This is a genomic window from Pyrodictium brockii (genome assembly GCF_055379715.1).
Window position 1 is genome coordinate 289,711 of record NZ_AP042401.1, and the last position, 17,119, is coordinate 306,829.

General features: G+C 61.7%; 23 protein-coding genes. 3 read left to right on the forward strand and 20 right to left on the reverse strand.

Annotated elements, in window-relative coordinates; all coding sequences use genetic code 11:
* Positions 1 to 30: 30 nt before the first annotated feature.
* Positions 31 to 1,260, reverse strand: a complete 1,230-nt coding sequence (locus tag ACZ42Y_RS01660) for a redox-regulated ATPase YchF (RefSeq protein ID WP_058370098.1) — start codon at positions 1,258 to 1,260, stop codon at positions 31 to 33.
* 134 nt (positions 1,261 to 1,394) lie between these two features.
* On the reverse strand, positions 1,395 to 1,823 hold the full coding sequence (gene ndk / locus ACZ42Y_RS01665) for a nucleoside-diphosphate kinase (protein WP_058370097.1): 429 nt from the start codon (positions 1,821 to 1,823) through the stop codon (positions 1,395 to 1,397).
* A gap of 110 nt (positions 1,824 to 1,933) precedes the next feature.
* Between ndk and ACZ42Y_RS01670 the strand changes: the two genes are divergently transcribed.
* A complete protein-coding gene (locus ACZ42Y_RS01670) occupies positions 1,934 to 2,815 on the forward strand; it encodes an NAD(P)-dependent oxidoreductase (RefSeq protein WP_168371186.1) in 882 nt (293 codons plus the stop codon).
* A 48-nt stretch (positions 2,816 to 2,863) separates the two neighbouring features.
* Positions 2,864 to 3,733 (forward strand): EamA family transporter, encoded by an 870-nt coding sequence (locus ACZ42Y_RS01675; protein ID WP_058370095.1) that lies wholly within the window; start codon positions 2,864 to 2,866, stop codon positions 3,731 to 3,733.
* A gap of 48 nt (positions 3,734 to 3,781) precedes the next feature.
* On the opposite strand, the gene ACZ42Y_RS01680 is transcribed toward ACZ42Y_RS01675, so the two are convergent.
* Together ACZ42Y_RS01680 and ACZ42Y_RS01685 are read right to left on the reverse strand one after the other, a co-directional pair.
* A complete protein-coding gene (locus tag ACZ42Y_RS01680) occupies positions 3,782 to 3,967 on the reverse strand; it encodes a 50S ribosomal protein L24e (protein WP_058370094.1) in 186 nt (61 codons plus the stop codon).
* 53 nt (positions 3,968 to 4,020) lie between these two features.
* Entirely contained in the window at positions 4,021 to 4,275 is a 255-nt protein-coding gene (locus tag ACZ42Y_RS01685; RefSeq protein WP_058370093.1) for a 30S ribosomal protein S28e, read from the reverse strand.
* Between the two features lie 94 nt (positions 4,276 to 4,369).
* Here ACZ42Y_RS01685 and ACZ42Y_RS01690 point away from each other — a divergent pair, with 94 nt between their 5' ends.
* Positions 4,370 to 5,113 (forward strand): hypothetical protein, encoded by a 744-nt coding sequence (locus ACZ42Y_RS01690; protein WP_464735552.1) that lies wholly within the window; start codon positions 4,370 to 4,372, stop codon positions 5,111 to 5,113.
* An 86-nt stretch (positions 5,114 to 5,199) separates the two neighbouring features.
* On the opposite strand, the gene rpl7ae is transcribed toward ACZ42Y_RS01690, so the two are convergent.
* From rpl7ae to ACZ42Y_RS01770, 16 genes are all read right to left on the reverse strand, one after another.
* Positions 5,200 to 5,580 (reverse strand): 50S ribosomal protein L7Ae, encoded by a 381-nt coding sequence (gene rpl7ae, locus ACZ42Y_RS01695; protein WP_058370091.1) that lies wholly within the window; start codon positions 5,578 to 5,580, stop codon positions 5,200 to 5,202.
* A gap of 97 nt (positions 5,581 to 5,677) precedes the next feature.
* The gene (locus ACZ42Y_RS01700; protein WP_236698066.1) at positions 5,678 to 7,453 is read right to left on the reverse strand and encodes a glutamate--tRNA ligase; all 1,776 of its coding nucleotides are present in this window, start codon (positions 7,451 to 7,453) and stop codon (positions 5,678 to 5,680) included.
* Entirely contained in the window at positions 7,437 to 7,949 is a 513-nt protein-coding gene (locus ACZ42Y_RS01705; RefSeq protein WP_058370090.1) for a DUF2118 domain-containing protein, read from the reverse strand. The genes ACZ42Y_RS01700 and ACZ42Y_RS01705 overlap by 17 nt, the downstream gene beginning before the upstream one ends.
* Before the next feature lie 7 nt (positions 7,950 to 7,956).
* The gene (locus ACZ42Y_RS01710) at positions 7,957 to 8,961 is read right to left on the reverse strand and encodes a polyprenyl synthetase family protein (protein ID WP_464735553.1); all 1,005 of its coding nucleotides are present in this window, start codon (positions 8,959 to 8,961) and stop codon (positions 7,957 to 7,959) included.
* A gap of 50 nt (positions 8,962 to 9,011) precedes the next feature.
* Positions 9,012 to 10,148, reverse strand: coding sequence for a type 2 isopentenyl-diphosphate Delta-isomerase (gene fni, locus ACZ42Y_RS01715; protein ID WP_464735554.1), 1,137 nt, complete (start codon positions 10,146 to 10,148; stop codon positions 9,012 to 9,014).
* 53 nt (positions 10,149 to 10,201) lie between these two features.
* Complete coding sequence (locus tag ACZ42Y_RS01720; protein WP_083494392.1) at positions 10,202 to 10,984, reverse strand: isopentenyl phosphate kinase; 783 nt, start codon at positions 10,982 to 10,984, stop codon at positions 10,202 to 10,204.
* Positions 10,936 to 11,739 carry a hypothetical protein gene (locus ACZ42Y_RS01725; RefSeq protein ID WP_058370086.1) on the reverse strand — a complete coding sequence of 268 codons (804 nt, stop codon included), beginning with the start codon at positions 11,737 to 11,739 and terminating at the stop codon, positions 10,936 to 10,938. The genes ACZ42Y_RS01720 and ACZ42Y_RS01725 overlap by 49 nt, the downstream gene beginning before the upstream one ends.
* 60 nt (positions 11,740 to 11,799) lie before the next feature.
* Positions 11,800 to 12,678, reverse strand: coding sequence for an AmmeMemoRadiSam system protein B (amrB, locus tag ACZ42Y_RS01730; RefSeq protein ID WP_058370085.1), 879 nt, complete (start codon positions 12,676 to 12,678; stop codon positions 11,800 to 11,802).
* A gap of 161 nt (positions 12,679 to 12,839) precedes the next feature.
* Positions 12,840 to 13,484: a 30S ribosomal protein S2 gene (gene rpsB, locus ACZ42Y_RS01735; RefSeq protein ID WP_058370084.1), complete on the reverse strand. Its 645-nt coding sequence runs from the start codon at positions 13,482 to 13,484 to the stop codon at positions 12,840 to 12,842.
* A gap of 69 nt (positions 13,485 to 13,553) precedes the next feature.
* A complete protein-coding gene (locus ACZ42Y_RS01740) occupies positions 13,554 to 13,754 on the reverse strand; it encodes a DNA-directed RNA polymerase subunit N (RefSeq protein ID WP_058370083.1) in 201 nt (66 codons plus the stop codon).
* 6 nt (positions 13,755 to 13,760) lie between these two features.
* Entirely contained in the window at positions 13,761 to 14,180 is a 420-nt protein-coding gene (locus ACZ42Y_RS01745) for a 30S ribosomal protein S9 (RefSeq protein WP_058371308.1), read from the reverse strand.
* A gap of 38 nt (positions 14,181 to 14,218) precedes the next feature.
* Entirely contained in the window at positions 14,219 to 14,701 is a 483-nt protein-coding gene (locus tag ACZ42Y_RS01750; RefSeq protein ID WP_058370082.1) for a 50S ribosomal protein L13, read from the reverse strand.
* Positions 14,702 to 14,748: 47 nt separating this feature from the next.
* The gene (locus ACZ42Y_RS01755) at positions 14,749 to 15,111 is read right to left on the reverse strand and encodes a 50S ribosomal protein L18e (protein WP_058371307.1); all 363 of its coding nucleotides are present in this window, start codon (positions 15,109 to 15,111) and stop codon (positions 14,749 to 14,751) included.
* A gap of 24 nt (positions 15,112 to 15,135) precedes the next feature.
* Positions 15,136 to 15,975 (reverse strand): DNA-directed RNA polymerase subunit D, encoded by an 840-nt coding sequence (locus ACZ42Y_RS01760; RefSeq protein WP_058370081.1) that lies wholly within the window; start codon positions 15,973 to 15,975, stop codon positions 15,136 to 15,138.
* A 144-nt stretch (positions 15,976 to 16,119) separates the two neighbouring features.
* Positions 16,120 to 16,521: a 30S ribosomal protein S11 gene (locus ACZ42Y_RS01765; RefSeq protein WP_058370080.1), complete on the reverse strand. Its 402-nt coding sequence runs from the start codon at positions 16,519 to 16,521 to the stop codon at positions 16,120 to 16,122.
* Positions 16,522 to 16,560: 39 nt separating this feature from the next.
* Positions 16,561 to 17,097 (reverse strand): 30S ribosomal protein S4, encoded by a 537-nt coding sequence (locus ACZ42Y_RS01770; RefSeq protein ID WP_058370079.1) that lies wholly within the window; start codon positions 17,095 to 17,097, stop codon positions 16,561 to 16,563.
* Positions 17,098 to 17,119 lie beyond the last annotated feature (22 nt).

The window sequence follows — 17,119 nt, forward strand, 5'->3', positions numbered from 1 at the left end:
GGCGAAAGGGTACGCCCCGTCCGACCCTTCCTAGCCCCTCTTGGCGGCCGCCGCCACGATCTTTATCACATCGTTATCCTGGAGCACGTAGTCCTCCCCTACACGGATCTTAGTCTTGACATTGATAGCGTAGAGGAATGTCCTCCCCAAGTCGGTGTGGATCATGTAAGCTAGCTCCCTGGCAGTGGTGCCGCGGGGGACGAGGTAGGCGTCGGGGAGTATTCTCCCACGGGAATCGCTATACTTGTTAGCATCCTCAACAGGGTACACGACAATCATGTCTAGCAGCTCCAGGAACGCCCTGTTTATAGCGTCCTGGACCCCGGTGGAGCCCCATTTGCGGAGAACCCTCTCCCGGATATACTCGAGCGCCTTGAGCTGCTTCTCCGAGAGCCTGGACTCGTCGACTATATGGAAATCGCTGTCGCCCGGAACATACTCTATGAGACCGGCGCGGGCGGCCCGGCGGAGAGCCAGCTCCGCCGCCGCGCTGGTAGGCACCACTATGTAGTCTCTCAGCTCGCTTCTCATCCTCCTTATGTTGTCCTCCGCCTCCGGTATATCAGCCTTGTTAGCCGCTATAAGCATTGGCTTAGACCTCCTCACAGCTGTTGCAAATCTGCGCAGGTCCTCCCTCGTCCAGGAGGTTAGCTTCTTCCCCTCAAGCCCGCTGGTCTTCAGGGCTTTCTCGACGTGGCTTCTCCCTATACTGAGGCCGCTCAACCTCTGAGCGAGCGCCTCTACAACGCTGACACCCGTGGTCGAGACCTTCATAGCGAAGCGGTCCCAGCCATCGAGTAGTATACCGTATATCCACTCGTCCAGCTCCCTCTCTAGCCAGCGCACCTCCTCGACGGGGTCGTAGGTGCCTGGAGGCACGGGGTTCCCTGCGGCATCGGTGGAGCCCGAAGCGTCTACCACAAGTATTATCGCGTCAGCCCTCCTTATCGCATCGAGGAACCTGTTGCCCAGGCCCTTGCCCTGGTGAGCCCCGGGGATGAGGCCTGGTATGTCTATGAGCTTTACCGGGATGAAGCGCCACCCGTTGATGCAATAGCCGGTGGCAGGCTCGCAGCGCGGCAGGCCGAGTTCTACGTGGACGCAGCGTTTCCTCACGTAGCCCACGCCTGTGCTCGGCTCTAGGGTGACGAAGGGCCTGTTGCCTATATCCACTGTGGCCAGCGTGGCGGCTGCGAAGAAGGTTGACTTGCCCACGTTTGTCTTCCCTACTATGCCCGCCTGCCTCTCCGGTGGAGGCATGGCCTCCCGCTGCACCCTCAGGGCGACGTGGCCGCTAGAGTCTAAATTGATGTTCCGGCTCCCCAGGGAGCCCTGAGAGGAGCAAACTGAGCCGGCGGCATAGATAGAGCTGCGGGGTAAATAGGGCTGGGGGTCTAGTAGTCGCCTACTATCTCCTCGTCGCTGAAGAACACTTTGTACTCGCGTTCGAAGGATTCCCTGCTATCGCTGGCATGGATCACGTTGGCTCCTATGTCGAGGGCGAAGTCCCCACGTATGGTGCCTGGCGGAGCCTTCCTGCCGTCGGTGGGCCCTATCATAAGCCTCACAACCTCAACAGCGCTGTCGCCCTCGAGTATCATAGCCACCACAGGGCCGCTTGTTATGAAGTCCACGAGCTCCTCGAAGAACGGCTTGCCCCTGTGTACCTCGTAGAGCTTCTCCGCCTCCTCCCTGGTGAGCCACTTCATCTTCAGCGCCTTTATCTTGAGGCCCTTCCTCTCGAACCTGGATATTATCTCCCCGACTAGGCCCCTCTTGACGCCGTCAGGCTTTATCATTACGAAGGTGCGCTCCACCGCCAAGGCTGGGCGCCTCCGCCAGCTGCCCTGCTCGTTCATGCAGGGTGGCGGTGGCCGCCAGGGGCTATAAGAAGGACGCTCCTAGCCCACGCAGCTCCTCCCCGGGGCCGGCCGTGACCGGCTGCATAGCTGTCCTTGGCACTGGACGCCTAGGCTCGGCTATCGCGAGAAGGCTCGCCTCCAGGGGCCACCGGCTGGTACTGTGGAACCGTACCCCCGGCAGGGCCCAGGCGCTGGCCGGGGAGATAGGGGCCCGGGTCGCGTCCTCCCCCAGGGAGGCCGCCGAGCAGTGCAGCTACGTGCACATAGTGGTCTCCGACGACGAGGCCTCGCTCCAGGTGCTAGCCGGGGAGAGGGGTGTGGCCAGCGGCCCCCTGGACGGGAGGATCGTGTATAACCACACCACCGTCACACCCGGGCACAGTCTCGCGGCGGAGAGCCTGGTCTCGAGGACCGGGGGCGTCTACGCCGAGGCGCCGGTGGCCGGCGGCCCCCGCAACGCGTTGGAGGGGAGGCTGGTTGTACTCTGCGGCTCCCGCTCCAGCGAGGCTTGCGGCGCGCCACACCTCCACGATCTCGGCGAGGTGGTGTACCTCGGGGAGCCTCCCCGGGCCTCGGCCGCCAAGCTCGCCTTCAACCTCTCCTTCCTCTCCATAGTGGCCGGGCTCGGCGAGGCCTTCGCCCTCGCAGAGGCCTACGGGGTGGGCGCGGAGGTCCTCGTCAGGGAGGTGCTCGGAAGGACCTGGCTGAAGACCATTATTGAGAGGTACGGGGAGAGACTCTGGCCCCGCGGCGAGGCCAGCTTCACCGCCAAGCTGGCCGGGAAGGATGCCAGGTACGCCTTCGAAGCTCTCTCCGCAGCAGGCCTGCCCGGCGGCGTAGCCGCGGCGGTTGCAGATCACTACGCGCTTATGGACATGATGGGCTACGGCGAGGAGGACTACCCGTCGATAGCGGGGTTCCTGGCCAGGCTGGCTAGAAGGGGGCAGGGCTAGCACGGCGCCTATACCCGGGCCCTGGGGCTGCACAGCGGTGCTAGGCCCATGGAGGCGGCAGGGCTAGCAGCGATAGCTGTGACCGTCGCCGCCTGGAGCCTGGCCCCGGTAATAGTGAGCAGGGCTGCCGCCAAGCTAGGCCACATCGACCCACTAGCCTTCAACGGGTGGCGCATGCTCATAGCAGCTGCGGCCACTATACCTCCCGCTTATATATACGAGCGTTTTCCCTTGAAGACGCCCTGGCTCGACCCCATGTTCGAGCTAGGCGTGTGGCTTGGAGGGGTAGTCGCCACAGTGCTGGGCGATAGCCTCTTCGTCTACAGCGTGAGCGGGGTAGGGGCTAGCGTAGCGATGCCCGTATCCTACCTCTTCGTCATATGGACCGGGGCTTACGACTACCTCCGGGGGGTCGCGGGGCCCCAGGTCCTGCTGGCGGCCGTGCTGGCCGTCGCAGGGGTGTGGATCGTCTCTACAAGCGAGGGCGGGAGGACGGGTGGCTCGAGGAACAGGCGGCTGGCAGCCCTTGCAGCCGCTGTGGCTACCTCGCTAGTCTGGGGCGGAAGCATGTACGCCTACCAGGTTGCCCTCTCGAGAGCTGGCTACCTCAGCGTGGCCAGCGCCCGCGCCGTGTTCACTACACTGGTCCTCCTGCCCCCCATGCTCTCCTGGCGCGGGGCCGGGAGGGTGGCGGGGGAGATCGTGCTGAGCTCTCTGCTAGGCTACGTGGTTGGCGCGCTAGCCTTCCTGGAGGCCTTGACGCTTATGCCGGCGAGCCTCGTCGCCCTAGGCATAGCTATGACGCCGGTGGCCAGCCAGGCTCTAGCAGCGCCTCTAGCCAGCGAGAGGGTGGAGAGGCGGCTGCTCCTGGGGGGAGCGCTCGTGGCCGCAGCCCTAGCGATAGCCGGCATGAAGTGACATGAACGGCGAGGAGCCCCGTCACGGGCGGGGAAAAACCCGGGATGGCTAGTGGCGGAGCCTAGTATAGCGCCTAGTCCACTTGAGCCGGCGGGGATCGCGGCCCATCCTCCAGAGCTTGAAGCACTTACTGCTGCAGAACCAGAACACAGTGCCATCATTCCTCACGTACATTAGGCCAGTGCCCGGCTCTATCTCGCGGCCACAGTATGTGCAGGTGTGGACGGCCGGCATGCCATTGAACACCTCCAGGGACCTGGGCTGGCTTGGCCCCTGCTTCTCATCTACTACCTCCTTCTCCTTCCTAGCCTCCTGGCCTCGCGCTCGGTCTCGCGGAGTATGACTATGTCGCCTAGCCTCACCGGGCCTAGCACGTTGCGGGTCAGCACGCGGCCCTTGTCACGGCCCTCGAGGACCCTCACGCGTACCTGTATTACCTCGCCGTGCACGCCGGTACGGCCTATGATCTGTATGACCTCCGCCGGGAATCCTATCTCCTCTATAATGTTGAAGTCCCTGCTCTTGTCACTGCGCTGGCTCAACCTGGGCTACCCCGCGGAGCCCCCGTGAGTGGATACCGGGCTATAAAACAAGATGCCCTCCTCCAAGGGGCCCGCGGCCTGGAGGGGCTGCGCAGTGGCGCGCGAGGCGGTGGAGGCCCTCCTCTCCAGAATCCCTCGTGCCGCCTCCAGCAGGCTGCTGGAAGGGGCTAGCCCTCACGCTATCCTAGCAGCGTTCTACGCCGCCAGGCTCTGCAGGCTGGAAGGCTGCAGTGAGGAGACAGCAGCTGCTGCAGCGCTGGCCTACAAGAAGGGGGCCGAAGAAGTGCTTAAGGCGGGTTTGCCACAGCACATAGCCCATCACGTCCGCGGGGCTGTCGAGGAGGCAGAGGAGGCTTACCTGCGCTCTCCTAGCTCGCAGTACGCAATGATCATCCTAGATGCGGACGCGCTTGCCCATATAGGCGCGTTCACTCTATTCAATATATCGACGGGATATGCAGCCTCTCTCGAAGCCCTGCTTCAGGCTGCTTTGGAGTCGCTGAGCTATGCCGTGGCGTCAGACTACATACTCTACACCCGCGCGGCCAAGAGGCTGGCCTCCAGCATGAAGCCCCACACCCTGGCCTACTTCAACTGGGTCGCCGAGGAACTCACCAGCCTCGGCATGAAGGCGAGAGTGAGAATAGAATCCACCATTGGGGGGACAGTGGCCTACCTGGATCTCGAGACCTGCCCCTGCGGCGGGGAGACGGTGAAGGATAAGGTCGTGAAGCCTCTGGCCAACTGCACAAAGTACATCATAGGGTTCAGCTGCAGCGGGTGCGGCTTCAGCGCCAGGGCCGAGACATGTATACCGGAGACCACCAGGGCCAGGTAGGGATGCGCCCTCTGCACCAGGGAGCTGCTGAGGGGCCTGGAGGAGAAAACCGCTGCAGGCTGCGGCCCGAGGGAGGGCCAGGGGGCTTAGCTGGCCTTGGCCTTCAGCTCGTTAACCGCCTTGATTATCTCGTCCACGAGGCTCTTGGCCTCACCAGGGTCTATTATGCAGGCGCTGGCGGCGGCAACCTCTATCCCAGCGGCCTCGCCCAGCCTCTTCTTGCTGGGAACGTAGATGTAGGGTATCTTCTTTTCCTCACAGAGGAGTGGGAGGTGTGCCACTATCTCCGGCGGGTCAACGTCCTCGGCTATCAGCACCAGCTTGGCTAGGCCGCGCTCGACACACTTGGTGGTCTCGTTGGTGCCCTTCTTTATCTTGCCGGTCTTCCTGGCTATCTCGAGAGCCTGGTAGGCTTTCTCGGCTAGCTCCTCGGGTACCTCGAACCTCACGTAGAAGGGCTTGCTCATGGCTCATCCTCCTCCCGTGCCGGTCGTCGCCGGCTCCGCTTCCAGGCCACCGCCTCGTCTCGGGTTTACAAAACTAGCGGGGATGCCGCAAGGGGGGCTACTCGTGGGCAAATATAGCTACTATTTTCCTTGCAGAGCCGTCCTCCGTCTCAAGCGCGTCGACGCGGGCAAAGCCCATGCGGACAAGCTGCACTACCTCCCCAGGCCTCAGCTCCGCCGCCGCTGCCTCGACGAGGCCGCGGCGCTGCACCAGGTCAAGCCCCTCGGGGACTAGCAGCTCCAGCTGGAGTGCAGCGTCTCCGGGAACCCACTGGATTATTGGAGCCTGGTGCTTCCTGGCCTCCTCGAGGCCCATGCTATGGAACCTGGCCACCACGCGGCTCTCCGATGCATCCACAACCTCGATGTTAAAGGCCTCCATCAGCCTCACTACTCTTCCCGGCTCCAGTAGACCTCGGTCGCTCCGCGACACATATATGGTCGTGGATGGACCCTTCACCAGTATCCTCCTCGATCCCAGCTTGCCGGATGGGTGGTAGGGTATCTCGAGCCAGCGCTCCTCCCAGGGTATATCATTTACAACGAGGGGCAGCGGGGGTATGGCCGCCATGATCCTGCGGGCTGCCGGGTCCACTATAGCCCGGTTGACGGCGGCTAGGTTAGCGTAGCTGATGCTCGCATCCGTGTACTTGACGCCTACGTCGAGTATAACCCTCCTTATGGCCTCGGCTGTTATGCCGCGCCTCCGGAGCCCCGCTATAGTGGCGAACCTGGGGTCGTCAAGACCGGCTCCTATACCCTGGTCGAGAAGCCTCTTAAGTGTAGACTTGCTCATTATGAAGCCTTCCAGCTTCAGCCTACCAAAGTGAATGACGTTCGGGTACTTCCAGCCCATGTAGCCGTATATGTATTTCTGCTTGATAGTGTTCTGCATATGCTCCTTGGCCCTCAGTATGTGAGTGACACCCATCATGTGGTCATCTACTGCCGCTGCCAGGTTGTAAGTGGGCCACACAACGTAGCGGTCCCCCACGAGGGGGTGAGGGTGGCGGCTAGTATCTATAATGCGGAGGGCTACCCAGTCTCTCACGCTGGGGTCTGGATGGCGTGGGTCCGTCTTAATCCTGACCACAGCCTCGCCCTCGGAGAGCCAGCCCTCCAGCATCCTGTCCCATAGCTCTAGGTTCTCCTCCGGCGCCCTCAGCCTGGGAGGATACTCCGCCAGCTTACCAGCGTCACGGTACCGGCGAAACTCCTCCGCGGGCCTATCATCGACGTAGGCGTGGCCCTTCTCAAGCAGCTGCCTGGCAACCTGGTAGTATATCGGGATGCGCAGGCTCTGTATGTATTCCTCGTCCCACCTGACGCCGAGCCACTTGAGATCCTGCTTTATGAGCTCGTAGGCCTCCGGGAGCGGTGTCTTGGTCCTTGGATCTGTATCCTCGAAGCGGAGAATCATCCTGCCCTTGTACATGACCTTGTACTCGTAGCTCAGTATTGCTGGTCTAGCGTTGCCCAAGTGTATTATGAAGTCCGGGTTAGGGGCGAAGCGTGTTACAACCTTACCCTCCTCGGCGCCGGGGAGCGGTGGCAGGCCCCTCTCCTGCTCTCTCGGCTTCGCAAGCCTCTCCTTAACCCAGCTATAGTGTTCCTCCAGCAGCCTTTTCTGCTCCTCGAGAGGCAGCTTATTTACCTCTGCAACTATCTCGCGGACTATGCCGGCTATCTCCCTAGCGTGAGCCCTCAAGTCGGGCCGTTCAGCCATAATCTTGCCCATTACCGGGCCTACTGCCGCTCTCCCCCCATGCTCTACCGCGTTGAGCAGCGCGTACGCCCTCGCCAGCTCGCGCACCTCGTCAGGATTGTACGTCAATCTCCTTCACCACCTCCTCGGGGGCTACCAGCACTATGTTCTTATCAGGCCCTGCCTCAGGGGAAGAGTAGATATAGACGACGACACCCTTCACGTGGCTGCGAATACGGCGTACCTCCAGCTTCCTAGTGGCTATGAAGCCCAGGGTGCTCTGCACACCGACCCTACTGCCCTCGCATACCTCGAGAACTACACGCATACCCTCCAAGGGTATAGGCTCCACGGGGCTGCCTGCCTCGACTAGCAGGCCTCTCCGGTACTCCCGGGGGAGCACCACTATGAAGCTCCTCCTGGACTTCTTGGCCACCAGGTCCACTATACTCTCCAGCTCCACGCCGTAGATGGCCTTGCCGAAGCACCTCTCGCCCTCCGGGCAGCCCCTGGAGCGCTGAGCTACACCGTTCCTCAGCACAAGGTAGTCGCTGGACTCGAGCCCCTCGATAAAGAGCTGGGGTATAAGGTAGGGGTACTTGTGGCAGCTATCGTCCCCCGGCACGCCGACACTACCTCGTTCTGGAGACGGCGAAGCTTGCGAGCTCCTCAAGCATCTCCCGGTACTCGTTTTGGGGGAGCACGCGGAGCGCTGATAGAGCTTGCTCGCTATAGCGGCTTGCTAGCTTCTCCGCATAGTCTATGGCGCCGCTCTCCCGTATGAGCCTGGCAGCCTCCTCCAGCTCCTTCCTCGTGGCCTCGTTGTTCCCGAGCACGGAGAAGAGCTTCTCCCTCGCCTCCCCCTCGAGGCGGGAGAGGGCATAGATTATGGGGAGGGTCTTCTTGCCCTTCCTTATATCGCTTCCAACGGGCTTACCCAGCTCTTTCTCGTCGCCTATAATGCCCAGTATATCGTCTCTTATCTGGAACGCTATGCCAAGACTCTTGCCGTAGCTCGCGAGGGAGGCGAGGATATCCTCGTTGTCTGTCGCCACAAGCCCGCCGAGGACCGCCGAGGCCTCGAAGAGGGCGCCAGTCTTCTTGTGTATCATCTTCAGGTAGTCCTCTATATCTACCTCCTCCTCTTCCTCAAACATTATGTCCATGGCCTGGCCCTCCGCTATCGTTGACGAGGCCCTGGCTAGCACCTGGACGGCTCTCGCCACTCGTTCGGCCGGGACCCCTCTGCCACGGGCGTCTATGAGCGTCTCGAAGGCCTTAGCGTAGAGGAGGTCGCCCGCAGTTATCGCTAGCGGCTCCCCCCACAGCTTGTGGACTGTGGGCACCCCGCGGCGGAACTCGTCCCGGTCCATTATATCGTCGTGGATGAGGGTAAAGTTATGCACTAGCTCTACCGAGGCTGCGAAGGGTAGAGCCTTCTCAGCCTCTTCCCCCAGAGCCTCGGCGACAGCCACCACTATTACTGGGCGTAGCCTCTTCCCGCCGGCTCGTATCAGGTGGAGTGCCGCGTTGTATAGGTCCTCCGGCTCGCCGTAGACCCGGGCGTATATGTAGCCGTCGACCAGGCTTGCTACCCTAGCTATGTAGTTTCTAAGCCTCTCGGACAGCTGGGGCAAGGCATTCGACCTCGCCTAGCATCCTCTAACCGGGGCCTCGCGGCAGCGGACTACACGGGGGAGCAGCCGCTGCCAGGCTTGTACAGTAGCCGGGTGCCATTAAGGTATAGCTGAACATCCACGCCCCGGGACTCGAGGATGCTGCGCAGCCCTGGTTTAAGGATGAGGCTCGTGCTGCGCAGCTCCTCTAGGCTGCGTGACCCGGTGAGGAACATGGCTGCGCGGATCTCGGCCACTATTCTTTCTAGGAGTGCCTTCACCCCCTGCTCGCCGCCCCGAGCGTAGGCGTTTATCACGGGGAGGGCTACGCCGGCCAGGTCGGCGCCGAGCGCTATGGCCTTGGCCGCGTCGAGCCCCGAGCGTATGCCCCCGCTAGCTATTATGCAGGCGTCGGGGGCGGCCCACCTGGCCTCCACCACTGCCTGCGCGGTGGGTATGCCGAAGCTGGAGAAGGACTCCGCCGCCTCAGCTAGGATCTCGTCACCCTTGGCCCGGGCGCGGTAGCTCTCCACCCTGACCCAGCTTGTGCCGCCTGCGCCCGAGACGTCTATTATCCTTACGCCGGCTGAGCGGAGGAGCATGGCAGCCTCCATGCCGATGCCGTGGCCCGTCTCCTTGACTATGACTGGCTTGTCCAGCTTCTCTACAAGCTCTCTTATCTTCTCCACCGCTCCCAGGTAGTCGGTATCGCCCTCCGGCTGGAAGGCCTCCTGAGCAGCGTTTAGGTGTATTGCTATAGCATCAGCGTCCAGCATCTCTATAGCCTTCCTGGCCTCTCCCACGCCATACCCCTTCACCAGCTGCGGCACACCTATGTTAGCCACTATCACCGCGGAGGGGGCGCACCTACGAGCTATGGAGAAGGTTTCCGCGAGACCCGGGTCCTCTATGGCGGCCCTCTGGCTCCCAACCCCCATGGCTAGGCCTAGCTCCTCAACCGCCCTGGCTATGGCGCAGTTGATCCGCGCAGCCGCGGCGTGGCCTCCGGTCATGCCCGTTACCATTAGCGGTGCTGAGAGCTTCTTACCCAGGAACCTTAAGCCCATGTCTATGCCGTCTAACGATGCCTCGGGTAGAGCCTTGTAGACTATCTCTACCTCCTCTAGCAGGGTGGTTACGCCGTGCTCTACAATGCTGTCTACCGTGACCCTTATATGGTCGAGCTTCCTGGGCGATGTAGCCGTCAACGACACCCCACCCGTGCACCAGCCCTTGAAGAGGCCTCGGGGCCCGCGGGGTGCTAGAGGATTATGCGTGTGCCTACACCGCGCCCAGTGAGGGCGCTGTAGATCCTGCCGGGGCGGAGCCCGTTCACCACGAGCACCTCGTGTAGCCCCGGGCAGCGGTTGGCCTTCACCGCCTTGATCTTCCTCCTAAGGCCGCCCGTTACATCCACCTTGTCCCCAGGCTCCCTCAGTGTCAGGCCCTCAAGCTCCTCCAGACGGGCCTCTTCGACAAGCCTTCCTCCAGGGTCCAGGATACCGTCTACATCAGTGACATATATCAGCTGTGGGCTGCCGAGGCGGCAGGCCATCTCCACAGCCAGCTCGTCGCCGGATACTATGCACCACCCCCCGCTGCAGGCGTATACGTCGCCGTACACGATAGGTGTTATGCCTACGGCCATGTCGCGCTCTATGCCGGCCCAGTTGCACCGGGGGACTAGGCCCTCGGGGCTGCAGAAGCTGTGAGGAGGGTAGATGAGCGGGTTAACCCCCTTGGAGGAGAGGATATCCGCTACCCCCATAGCAAGCTCAAGCATGTACATGGCTACCAGCGAGAGAGCCTCCGCCGCGGGGGCGCCGAGGTTTTGAGCATTATGGGCCGTGATGTGCCCATAACTGCCGCCGCCCAGGACTATCCCGAGGCGTGTCCCCTCGTCTAGCGCCCTTGCCACCTCCTCGGCCACGCGGTCTACCACTCGGTAGTTTAGCCTGAAGCTCTTCTTGTCGGTGAGCACGCTGCCGCCTATCTTTACAACACGAACTCCACTGGGTCGCCCACGCCGGCCCCCGGCCTGCATACCCCATATACCCTCTGAAGCGATGGAGTCCACTTGCACTCTGCCCTGGGTGTCTCTGCGCCGTAGAGGAGGTAGAATACAGCGTTATCCACGCGCTGCACCAGCCGGAAAACGTCTGTATCACCCTCCCGGAGCCTCTTAGCAGCCTCTACAACCGCTAGCCCGCTGAGCCTGGTGACAGCTGAGCCTATAGGATCCTCCAGGACCTCCTTAGCCTCCTCGCCTATATCCTCCTCCCCCACCAGCTCCAGTTCAAGCCTAGCCCCGGTTGAGAGCCCTAGCGGCTCCTCCCCTCTACGGTAAACAAGGCTCCTACCAGTCGTCAGCGCCTCCCGGAGCCCATCCAGGTAGTCGAGCAGCACCCCGGCCTCCTCGTCCACGCTGCTCGCCGACTCGAGCACCTCCCGCTGGTCTAGCTCGTAGCCGGCGGCCTCCGCCACGGCCTTGACGACCGCCAGGCTTGTAGCGGCGTAGACGGATGCAGCCGGGGGGTAGGAGAGGGGGCTCTCCACCTCCACAACTACCTTTAGCGGCTGCTCAAGCCTCGCCGAGAGGGTGTCCACAAAGGACTTGACTGCGAGCTCGTAGCGCCAGCCGAGCTGGAGCCCTCTGACAGAGGCGGAGGAAACCTCTGCCTCGTCGATGTCAACGTCTATGTAGACGAGGGGGTTGGGCGAAACCAGGATTATGTAGGGGTTCTCCCTCCCCGGCAGCGGGACGCCTGCGAAAACGAGCGCTAGCGGGAACTCGTACAAACCCTCCTGCCTCCCCCGCTCCCGGCAGCGACGCGTCCCCGGGAGGGCTAGTAAAGAGGACTAGTAAACCTGTATGGCGGCGTAGCCTACGACACTGCTCTTATCCCCGGCTACGTCGCCGCTGGTGGCGTAGCGGAGCAGCCTGGCCGTGCCGGCCCCCTTTCCACGGGCATAGTACAGCATAGCCATCACAGCGCCCGGGCCGCACATCGTTATATTATACTTCGTTATGGTCTCGTAGAGCTTCACGGGGTCGAGCTCGAGTATAGCATCTATAGCCAGCTTGTCCTTCGACGAGGCGACGTCGTGCGGCTCGTAGTGCGTGAAGTCGCTACTAGCCAGGACTACAATATCACGGCCAGTCTTCTCCACAGCCTCTAGTATCGCCCTTCCAAGGTCCTCAGAGACCCTGGGCGTCTGCTCATACACCACTATGGGCACTATGCGGAACCGGTTGCCGAAGAGGTACTGGAGGAAAGGCACCTGGACCTCGACGCTGTGCTCCTCGCGGTGCGCTAGCTCGTCGGGCGCAGCGTAGCTGCTAGCCTCTATTATGGCCCTGGCCAGCTCGGCGTCAACCTCTACCTCGCCAAGAGGAGTAACCCAGACGCCACCCGGATACACCGAGACTATCTCGCCGAGCCCCGTGTGGTTAGGCCCAATTATCACGTAGGTCTCGGCAGGACCCTCCAGAGCCAGCTGGTAGTAGGCATGCGCGGCCACAGGGCCGCTATACATGTAGCCTGCGTGAGGCACTACGAAGCCCTTGCTCACCGGCTTCCTCTCACTACTTACCTCGGGGAGTTTGCGCGGGCCTAGTGGGTGGCGGAAGGCCCACTCTATCTGGGCCTTCAGCGCCTTGGGGTCGGCCTCGTAGAATAGCCCCGCCACGGCGGGGAGCCTCTTTCCGCCTGCAACCCGGCTCGTGTAGGCGGCCATCACCGTCACCCCTCATAGAGGCTATGCGCGCCTAGAGGGGGTATCTGTGCAGCCCCTACGTTATGGTAGGGTTTTCGGGAGCTGGATAACTCTGCCGCAGAACAACGCTGAGCTTAGAGGGAAATAGATCTAGGCGCTGAGGGAGGGCAGGTGGGTAAGCCCTAGCGCCGGCGCACCTTGAACTCAAAGGCCTCCGGAGGCTCCGGCAGGTCCTGGCCGGGCTGGAGCTTACCCTGCTCCCTTAGTATCTCCCTGGCGAGTATCCAGTAGGTTAGAGCCAGGCTCCTCCTACCCTTGTTGTTAACCGGTATCACGAGGTCGATATTCTCGACTCTGTTATCGGTGTCGGCCAGAGCGACTACAGGTATACCCATCCTCGCCGCTTCGTCCACAGCCTGGCTGTCAGCGCGTGGATCGCTTACCACTATCACCTCAGGCTCTATGTACCACTCTAGGCTCGGGTTGGTAAAGGTGCCCGGAAGAATCCTCCCCGTGAGCGCCTTGCAGCCTATGTAGGTGCAGAACTTCTGCACCGGCCTCTGCCCGTACTGCCTCACAGAGACAGCCACTATCTTTGAGGGGTCAAAGCGCGCGAGGAACTTAGCAGCCACCCAGAGCCTCTCGTCGGTCTTCCTTATATCGAGTATGTAGAGGCCGTCGGGCCTAACGCGGTAGACGAACCTCCTCATGTATGCTGTGCAGATATGCGTGCCGATGTGCATGCCTGCTGAGAGGTAGCGCTCCAGCGGTACTAGCAGCTCGACTGTCCTACCAGTACCCTGCTGCCTGCCCGCCTCCTGGCTCATAACCACGCACCCGGCGGGGGTCCATCCGGAAGGAGCAATATAGGCGTGGCGGCTCGCCCCCTAAAGGAGCTAGAGCACACGCTTAAACCTGCGCACCTCGTATATGGCAGGCACATGGGTTAGCAGGGTCTTCCTGCAACAGTACCTCCTGACGCCAAGATCGTCTAGAACCTTGGTGGGATCCTCGCCAGCCTCAACCCGCTTACGGAACTCCTCCCAGTACTGGGCGAGCGGGGCTCCGCAGGTAAAACAGCGTATAGGGGTAATCATGGGGCGTCACCTGTAGCTCTTCTGCCAGCGCCTCCTCGCGCTCCTCCTCATGGGCTTCTCTGGCTCCGTCTGCCTCGGGTCGCCGGCCAGCATGGACCGGTCGTACTCCTCGTAGATCTTGCGCAGCTCCTCGCTCCCGGTATAGGCTACGAGCCCCCTTGCTATAGCCATGCGGACTGCGTCGGCCTGACTCATGTAACCGCCGCCACGAACTGTTACACGTATATCAACACTGTTGGCTATCTCCTCACCCGCAAGGAGCAGCGGCTCCATCATCTTCCAGCGGGCCATCTCTATAGGCCAAATCTCCACCGGGACCCCATTGACCCAGACCCTGCCCTTCCCAGGCTTGATCACGGCCCTAGCTATGCTGGTCTTCCTCTTGCCCGTCGATACGACTATACGTATTGGCTTCTCAGCCTGCAGGTGGGCGCCCAGGAGCCTCGGCGCCCGGGACTCGCTGCTCAAGGCCTAGGAGCCACCCCCTTCCATCCCAGCCTCTGGGCCAGCTCTCCTACTCGTATAAACTTGTGACCAAGCCTTCTCGCATCGGCGAAGGCGAACCTCACGAACTGCCTGCCCTTCAGCTCCTCCGGCACACCTATGTAGACGCGGAGACGGCGGGCAGCCTCACGCCCTTTCTGCTTGCTCCTAGGCAGCATCCCGAGCACAGCCTTGCGCACTATCGCTATCGGGCTCCGCGGCCTATGGGGAGCCCACTTGTAGGGGTTGACGTGGACCTTTATCTCCCACCAGAGCTTGTAGCTGCGTATAACCATGAGCGGGTCGCCGCTTACAACCGCCTTCTCAGCGTTGACTATGTAGACGCGGTAGCCTTCCAGCAGCCTCTTCGCGGCCTCTGCAGCCAGCCTACCGAGTATCTGGTTGGCAGCATCTATGTAGAGCACCCTCTCCGGGGGCTTGGGCGCAGCCACCCTAACCGCCATTGTGGAGTCCCCTCGCAGCCCTTCGACAGGCCGGGAACATAAATAGGCTATACTATGATTCTTACCCGGCTGCCTCGGGGGTTCTCCTCGAGCAGCTGGAGTATGTGCAGAACCCTGCCGCCGGCGGCGCGTATCTTCTCCACAGCCTGGCTGCTGAAGCCTAGGGCTGCCACGGTCACGGGATGATCTATGCTGCCGGCGCCCAGAACCTTCCCTGGAACCACTACTACGTCACCAGCCTTGGTATAGCGGTTTATCTTGCTTATGTTGACCTCTACACGGAGGCGACGGGGCCTGTCAATAAGCTCCGCCACATACCTCCATATGGGCGCGTTATTCCGGTGGGCGGCGCTCCTCAGCGCACGTATAGTCTTTCTTACCAGTATGTTTGTCGGTCCGGTCCTCTTCACGGCCTGCACCGGCGTTCACCCGTGCTAGCTCCTCTCCCGGCGTAGCCGCGCTATCTCTGAGAGCAGATTTTCAGCCTTCCTCGCAATGGCATCTGCTGCCTCGCGAAGGATCTCCTCGGGCTCGAGCGCACCCGTAGACTCTATCTTTAGGAGGAATGTATTCTCGTCGAAGCGCAGCTGTACGGCTTCCCCACACTTCTTGGTGGCGCACCAGTAGAGGGCAGAAGCGTTTATATCATCGACTATCCTTATCTCGCCCTTACCGGTCTTCCTCATCTGCTCCACTATCTGGGGGTAGGCAGCCTCTATACACTCGAGGCACTCATTGCTAGCCTTCTCCAAATCGAAGACCAGCACCGGCAGGTACTTATGCGCAGCCACGCTCACCGGCATCCACTTCGCATGCTCCTTGCCATAGCCTAGTCTAGCATAGGCCTGGAGCCTGAGCCTCTGGTCAGGCGCCATCACAACTATGGGCATGTTGTCGTAGACCGGCTTCACGCCTGGATCGCTGGTCTCCAGGTCTCCACTGTATACTATCCGCTCCTCCTTGGGGCCCGTCTCGGCCTCCAGGCGGAGAACCACGTAGCAGTCGGGGTCGCCCAGCTTGGCGTCCCTGCACTCCTCGGGCCGCTTGTACTTCTGCAGGGCCTCGCTGCTCGTGAGAGGTATGAGTCCGAGCCGGTGCGCTATCATCTCGTCATATAGCACAGTATTGTTGTCAAACACCTCTACAATGTCGACAGCCATCACGGGTACCTCGGTGAAGCATGCACGCCTTATAGCATTGATTAGGGGGAGCGGCGCGTCTCTAACCATAACCCTAAGCCGGTTACCCGCCTTCTCCAGCACACATACCTCCATGGTCTTTACCTCTCGTAGCAGCCCGGAGCACGGCGCCGATGGAGCCGGGGAGAGAAAACCGCCCCAGGCCCTAAAGCGGGACAGGCTCGCGAGGGCTCTCCGAGCCAGAATAACACGGAAAGGGGAGATGGGGGTGCCGCGTTCTTAGACGCGGCGGCCTCTCCTGCCTCCAGGCCTACGGGTGGTGTCGTGAGGTATTGGGGTCACATCCTCTATCCTGCCTATGATGAAGCCTGCCCTGGCGAGCGCTCGTATGGCGGCCTGCGCCCCAGGCCCAGGCGTCTTTGGCCCGTGGCCCCCGGGGGCACGCACCTTTATGTGGAGCGCCGCTATGCCCTTCTCCATCGCCTGCTGCGCAGCCCTGCTGGCGGCCAGCATTGCGGCGTAGGGGCTCGGCTTCTCCCTGTCAGCCTTTACCACCATGCCACCACTGGCCCTGGCTACTGTCTCCGCCCCGGTGAGGTCCGTGATGTGTATTATCGTGTTGTTGTAGCTGGAGTATATGTGTGCAACACCCCACTTTATCTCACGAGCTGAGAACGCCATTCCAGAACCACCCTCCACCGCCGCTGGCTATATCCACGGCTATTCGGAGCCAGGGGCCTCCTCTGATTGAGCGCCCTCCTCCGCAGCCCGCTTGGCGAGGGGGCTGGTAGGTGTGTAGCTTATAAGCTCCTCCTCGTCTCTCTTGACGAGGTAGCCAGGGCTCCTTATCCTACGGCCTGCTATGGCTATGTGGCCATGTACTATAAGCTGGCGCGCCTCATGTATTGAGCGTGCGAGCCCCTTCTTATATACTATGGTCTGGAGCCTCCTCTCGAGGAAGTGCTCCGCCGTAAGTCCGAGCACGTCGTCAAGCGTAGCGTTCTCAGGCAGCACGCCCAGCTCGTGGAGGCGGGATAGGAGGGCCTTCTCCTCCTTCTCGCGAACCTCCGGCGGCAGGGCCAGAAGACCGCGTGCGCGGTGCCTGAAGTACCTAGCTAGCGTCTCTAGCTTCCACAGCTCCCTCTTGTTACGGAGCCCATACTTGCCCATCAGCTCTATCTCGCGGACCAGGCGCTCCTTGATCCAGGGGTGTTTAGGCCCCATCCACTTCTTACGCGGCTTCTTCGGGTCACCCATCGCCACCACCCCGAGTTTAACA

Bases quoted from the DNA above. Each gene is read 5' to 3' on its own strand.
- ACZ42Y_RS01660 (WP_058370098.1), bottom strand. From the start codon at position 1,260: ATGCCTCCACCGGAGAGGCAGGCGGGCATAGTAGGGAAGACAAACGTG.
- ACZ42Y_RS01675 (WP_058370095.1), top strand. From the start codon at position 2,864: ATGGAGGCGGCAGGGCTAGCAGCGATAGCTGTGACCGTCGCCGCCTGG.
- ACZ42Y_RS01680 (WP_058370094.1), bottom strand. From the start codon at position 3,967: ATGCCGGCCGTCCACACCTGCACATACTGTGGCCGCGAGATAGAGCCG.
- rpl7ae (WP_058370091.1), bottom strand. From the start codon at position 5,580: ATGAGCAAGCCCTTCTACGTGAGGTTCGAGGTACCCGAGGAGCTAGCC.
- ACZ42Y_RS01720 (WP_083494392.1), bottom strand. From the start codon at position 10,984: ATGCAGGCCGGGGGCCGGCGTGGGCGACCCAGTGGAGTTCGTGTTGTA.
- amrB (WP_058370085.1), bottom strand. From the start codon at position 12,678: ATGGCCGCCTACACGAGCCGGGTTGCAGGCGGAAAGAGGCTCCCCGCC.
- rpsB (WP_058370084.1), bottom strand. From the start codon at position 13,484: ATGAGCCAGGAGGCGGGCAGGCAGCAGGGTACTGGTAGGACAGTCGAG.
- ACZ42Y_RS01740 (WP_058370083.1), bottom strand. From the start codon at position 13,754: ATGATTACCCCTATACGCTGTTTTACCTGCGGAGCCCCGCTCGCCCAG.
- ACZ42Y_RS01750 (WP_058370082.1), bottom strand. From the start codon at position 14,701: ATGGCGGTTAGGGTGGCTGCGCCCAAGCCCCCGGAGAGGGTGCTCTAC.
- ACZ42Y_RS01760 (WP_058370081.1), bottom strand. From the start codon at position 15,975: ATGGAGGTATGTGTGCTGGAGAAGGCGGGTAACCGGCTTAGGGTTATG.
- ACZ42Y_RS01765 (WP_058370080.1), bottom strand. From the start codon at position 16,521: ATGGCGTTCTCAGCTCGTGAGATAAAGTGGGGTGTTGCACACATATAC.
- ACZ42Y_RS01770 (WP_058370079.1), bottom strand. From the start codon at position 17,097: ATGGGTGACCCGAAGAAGCCGCGTAAGAAGTGGATGGGGCCTAAACAC.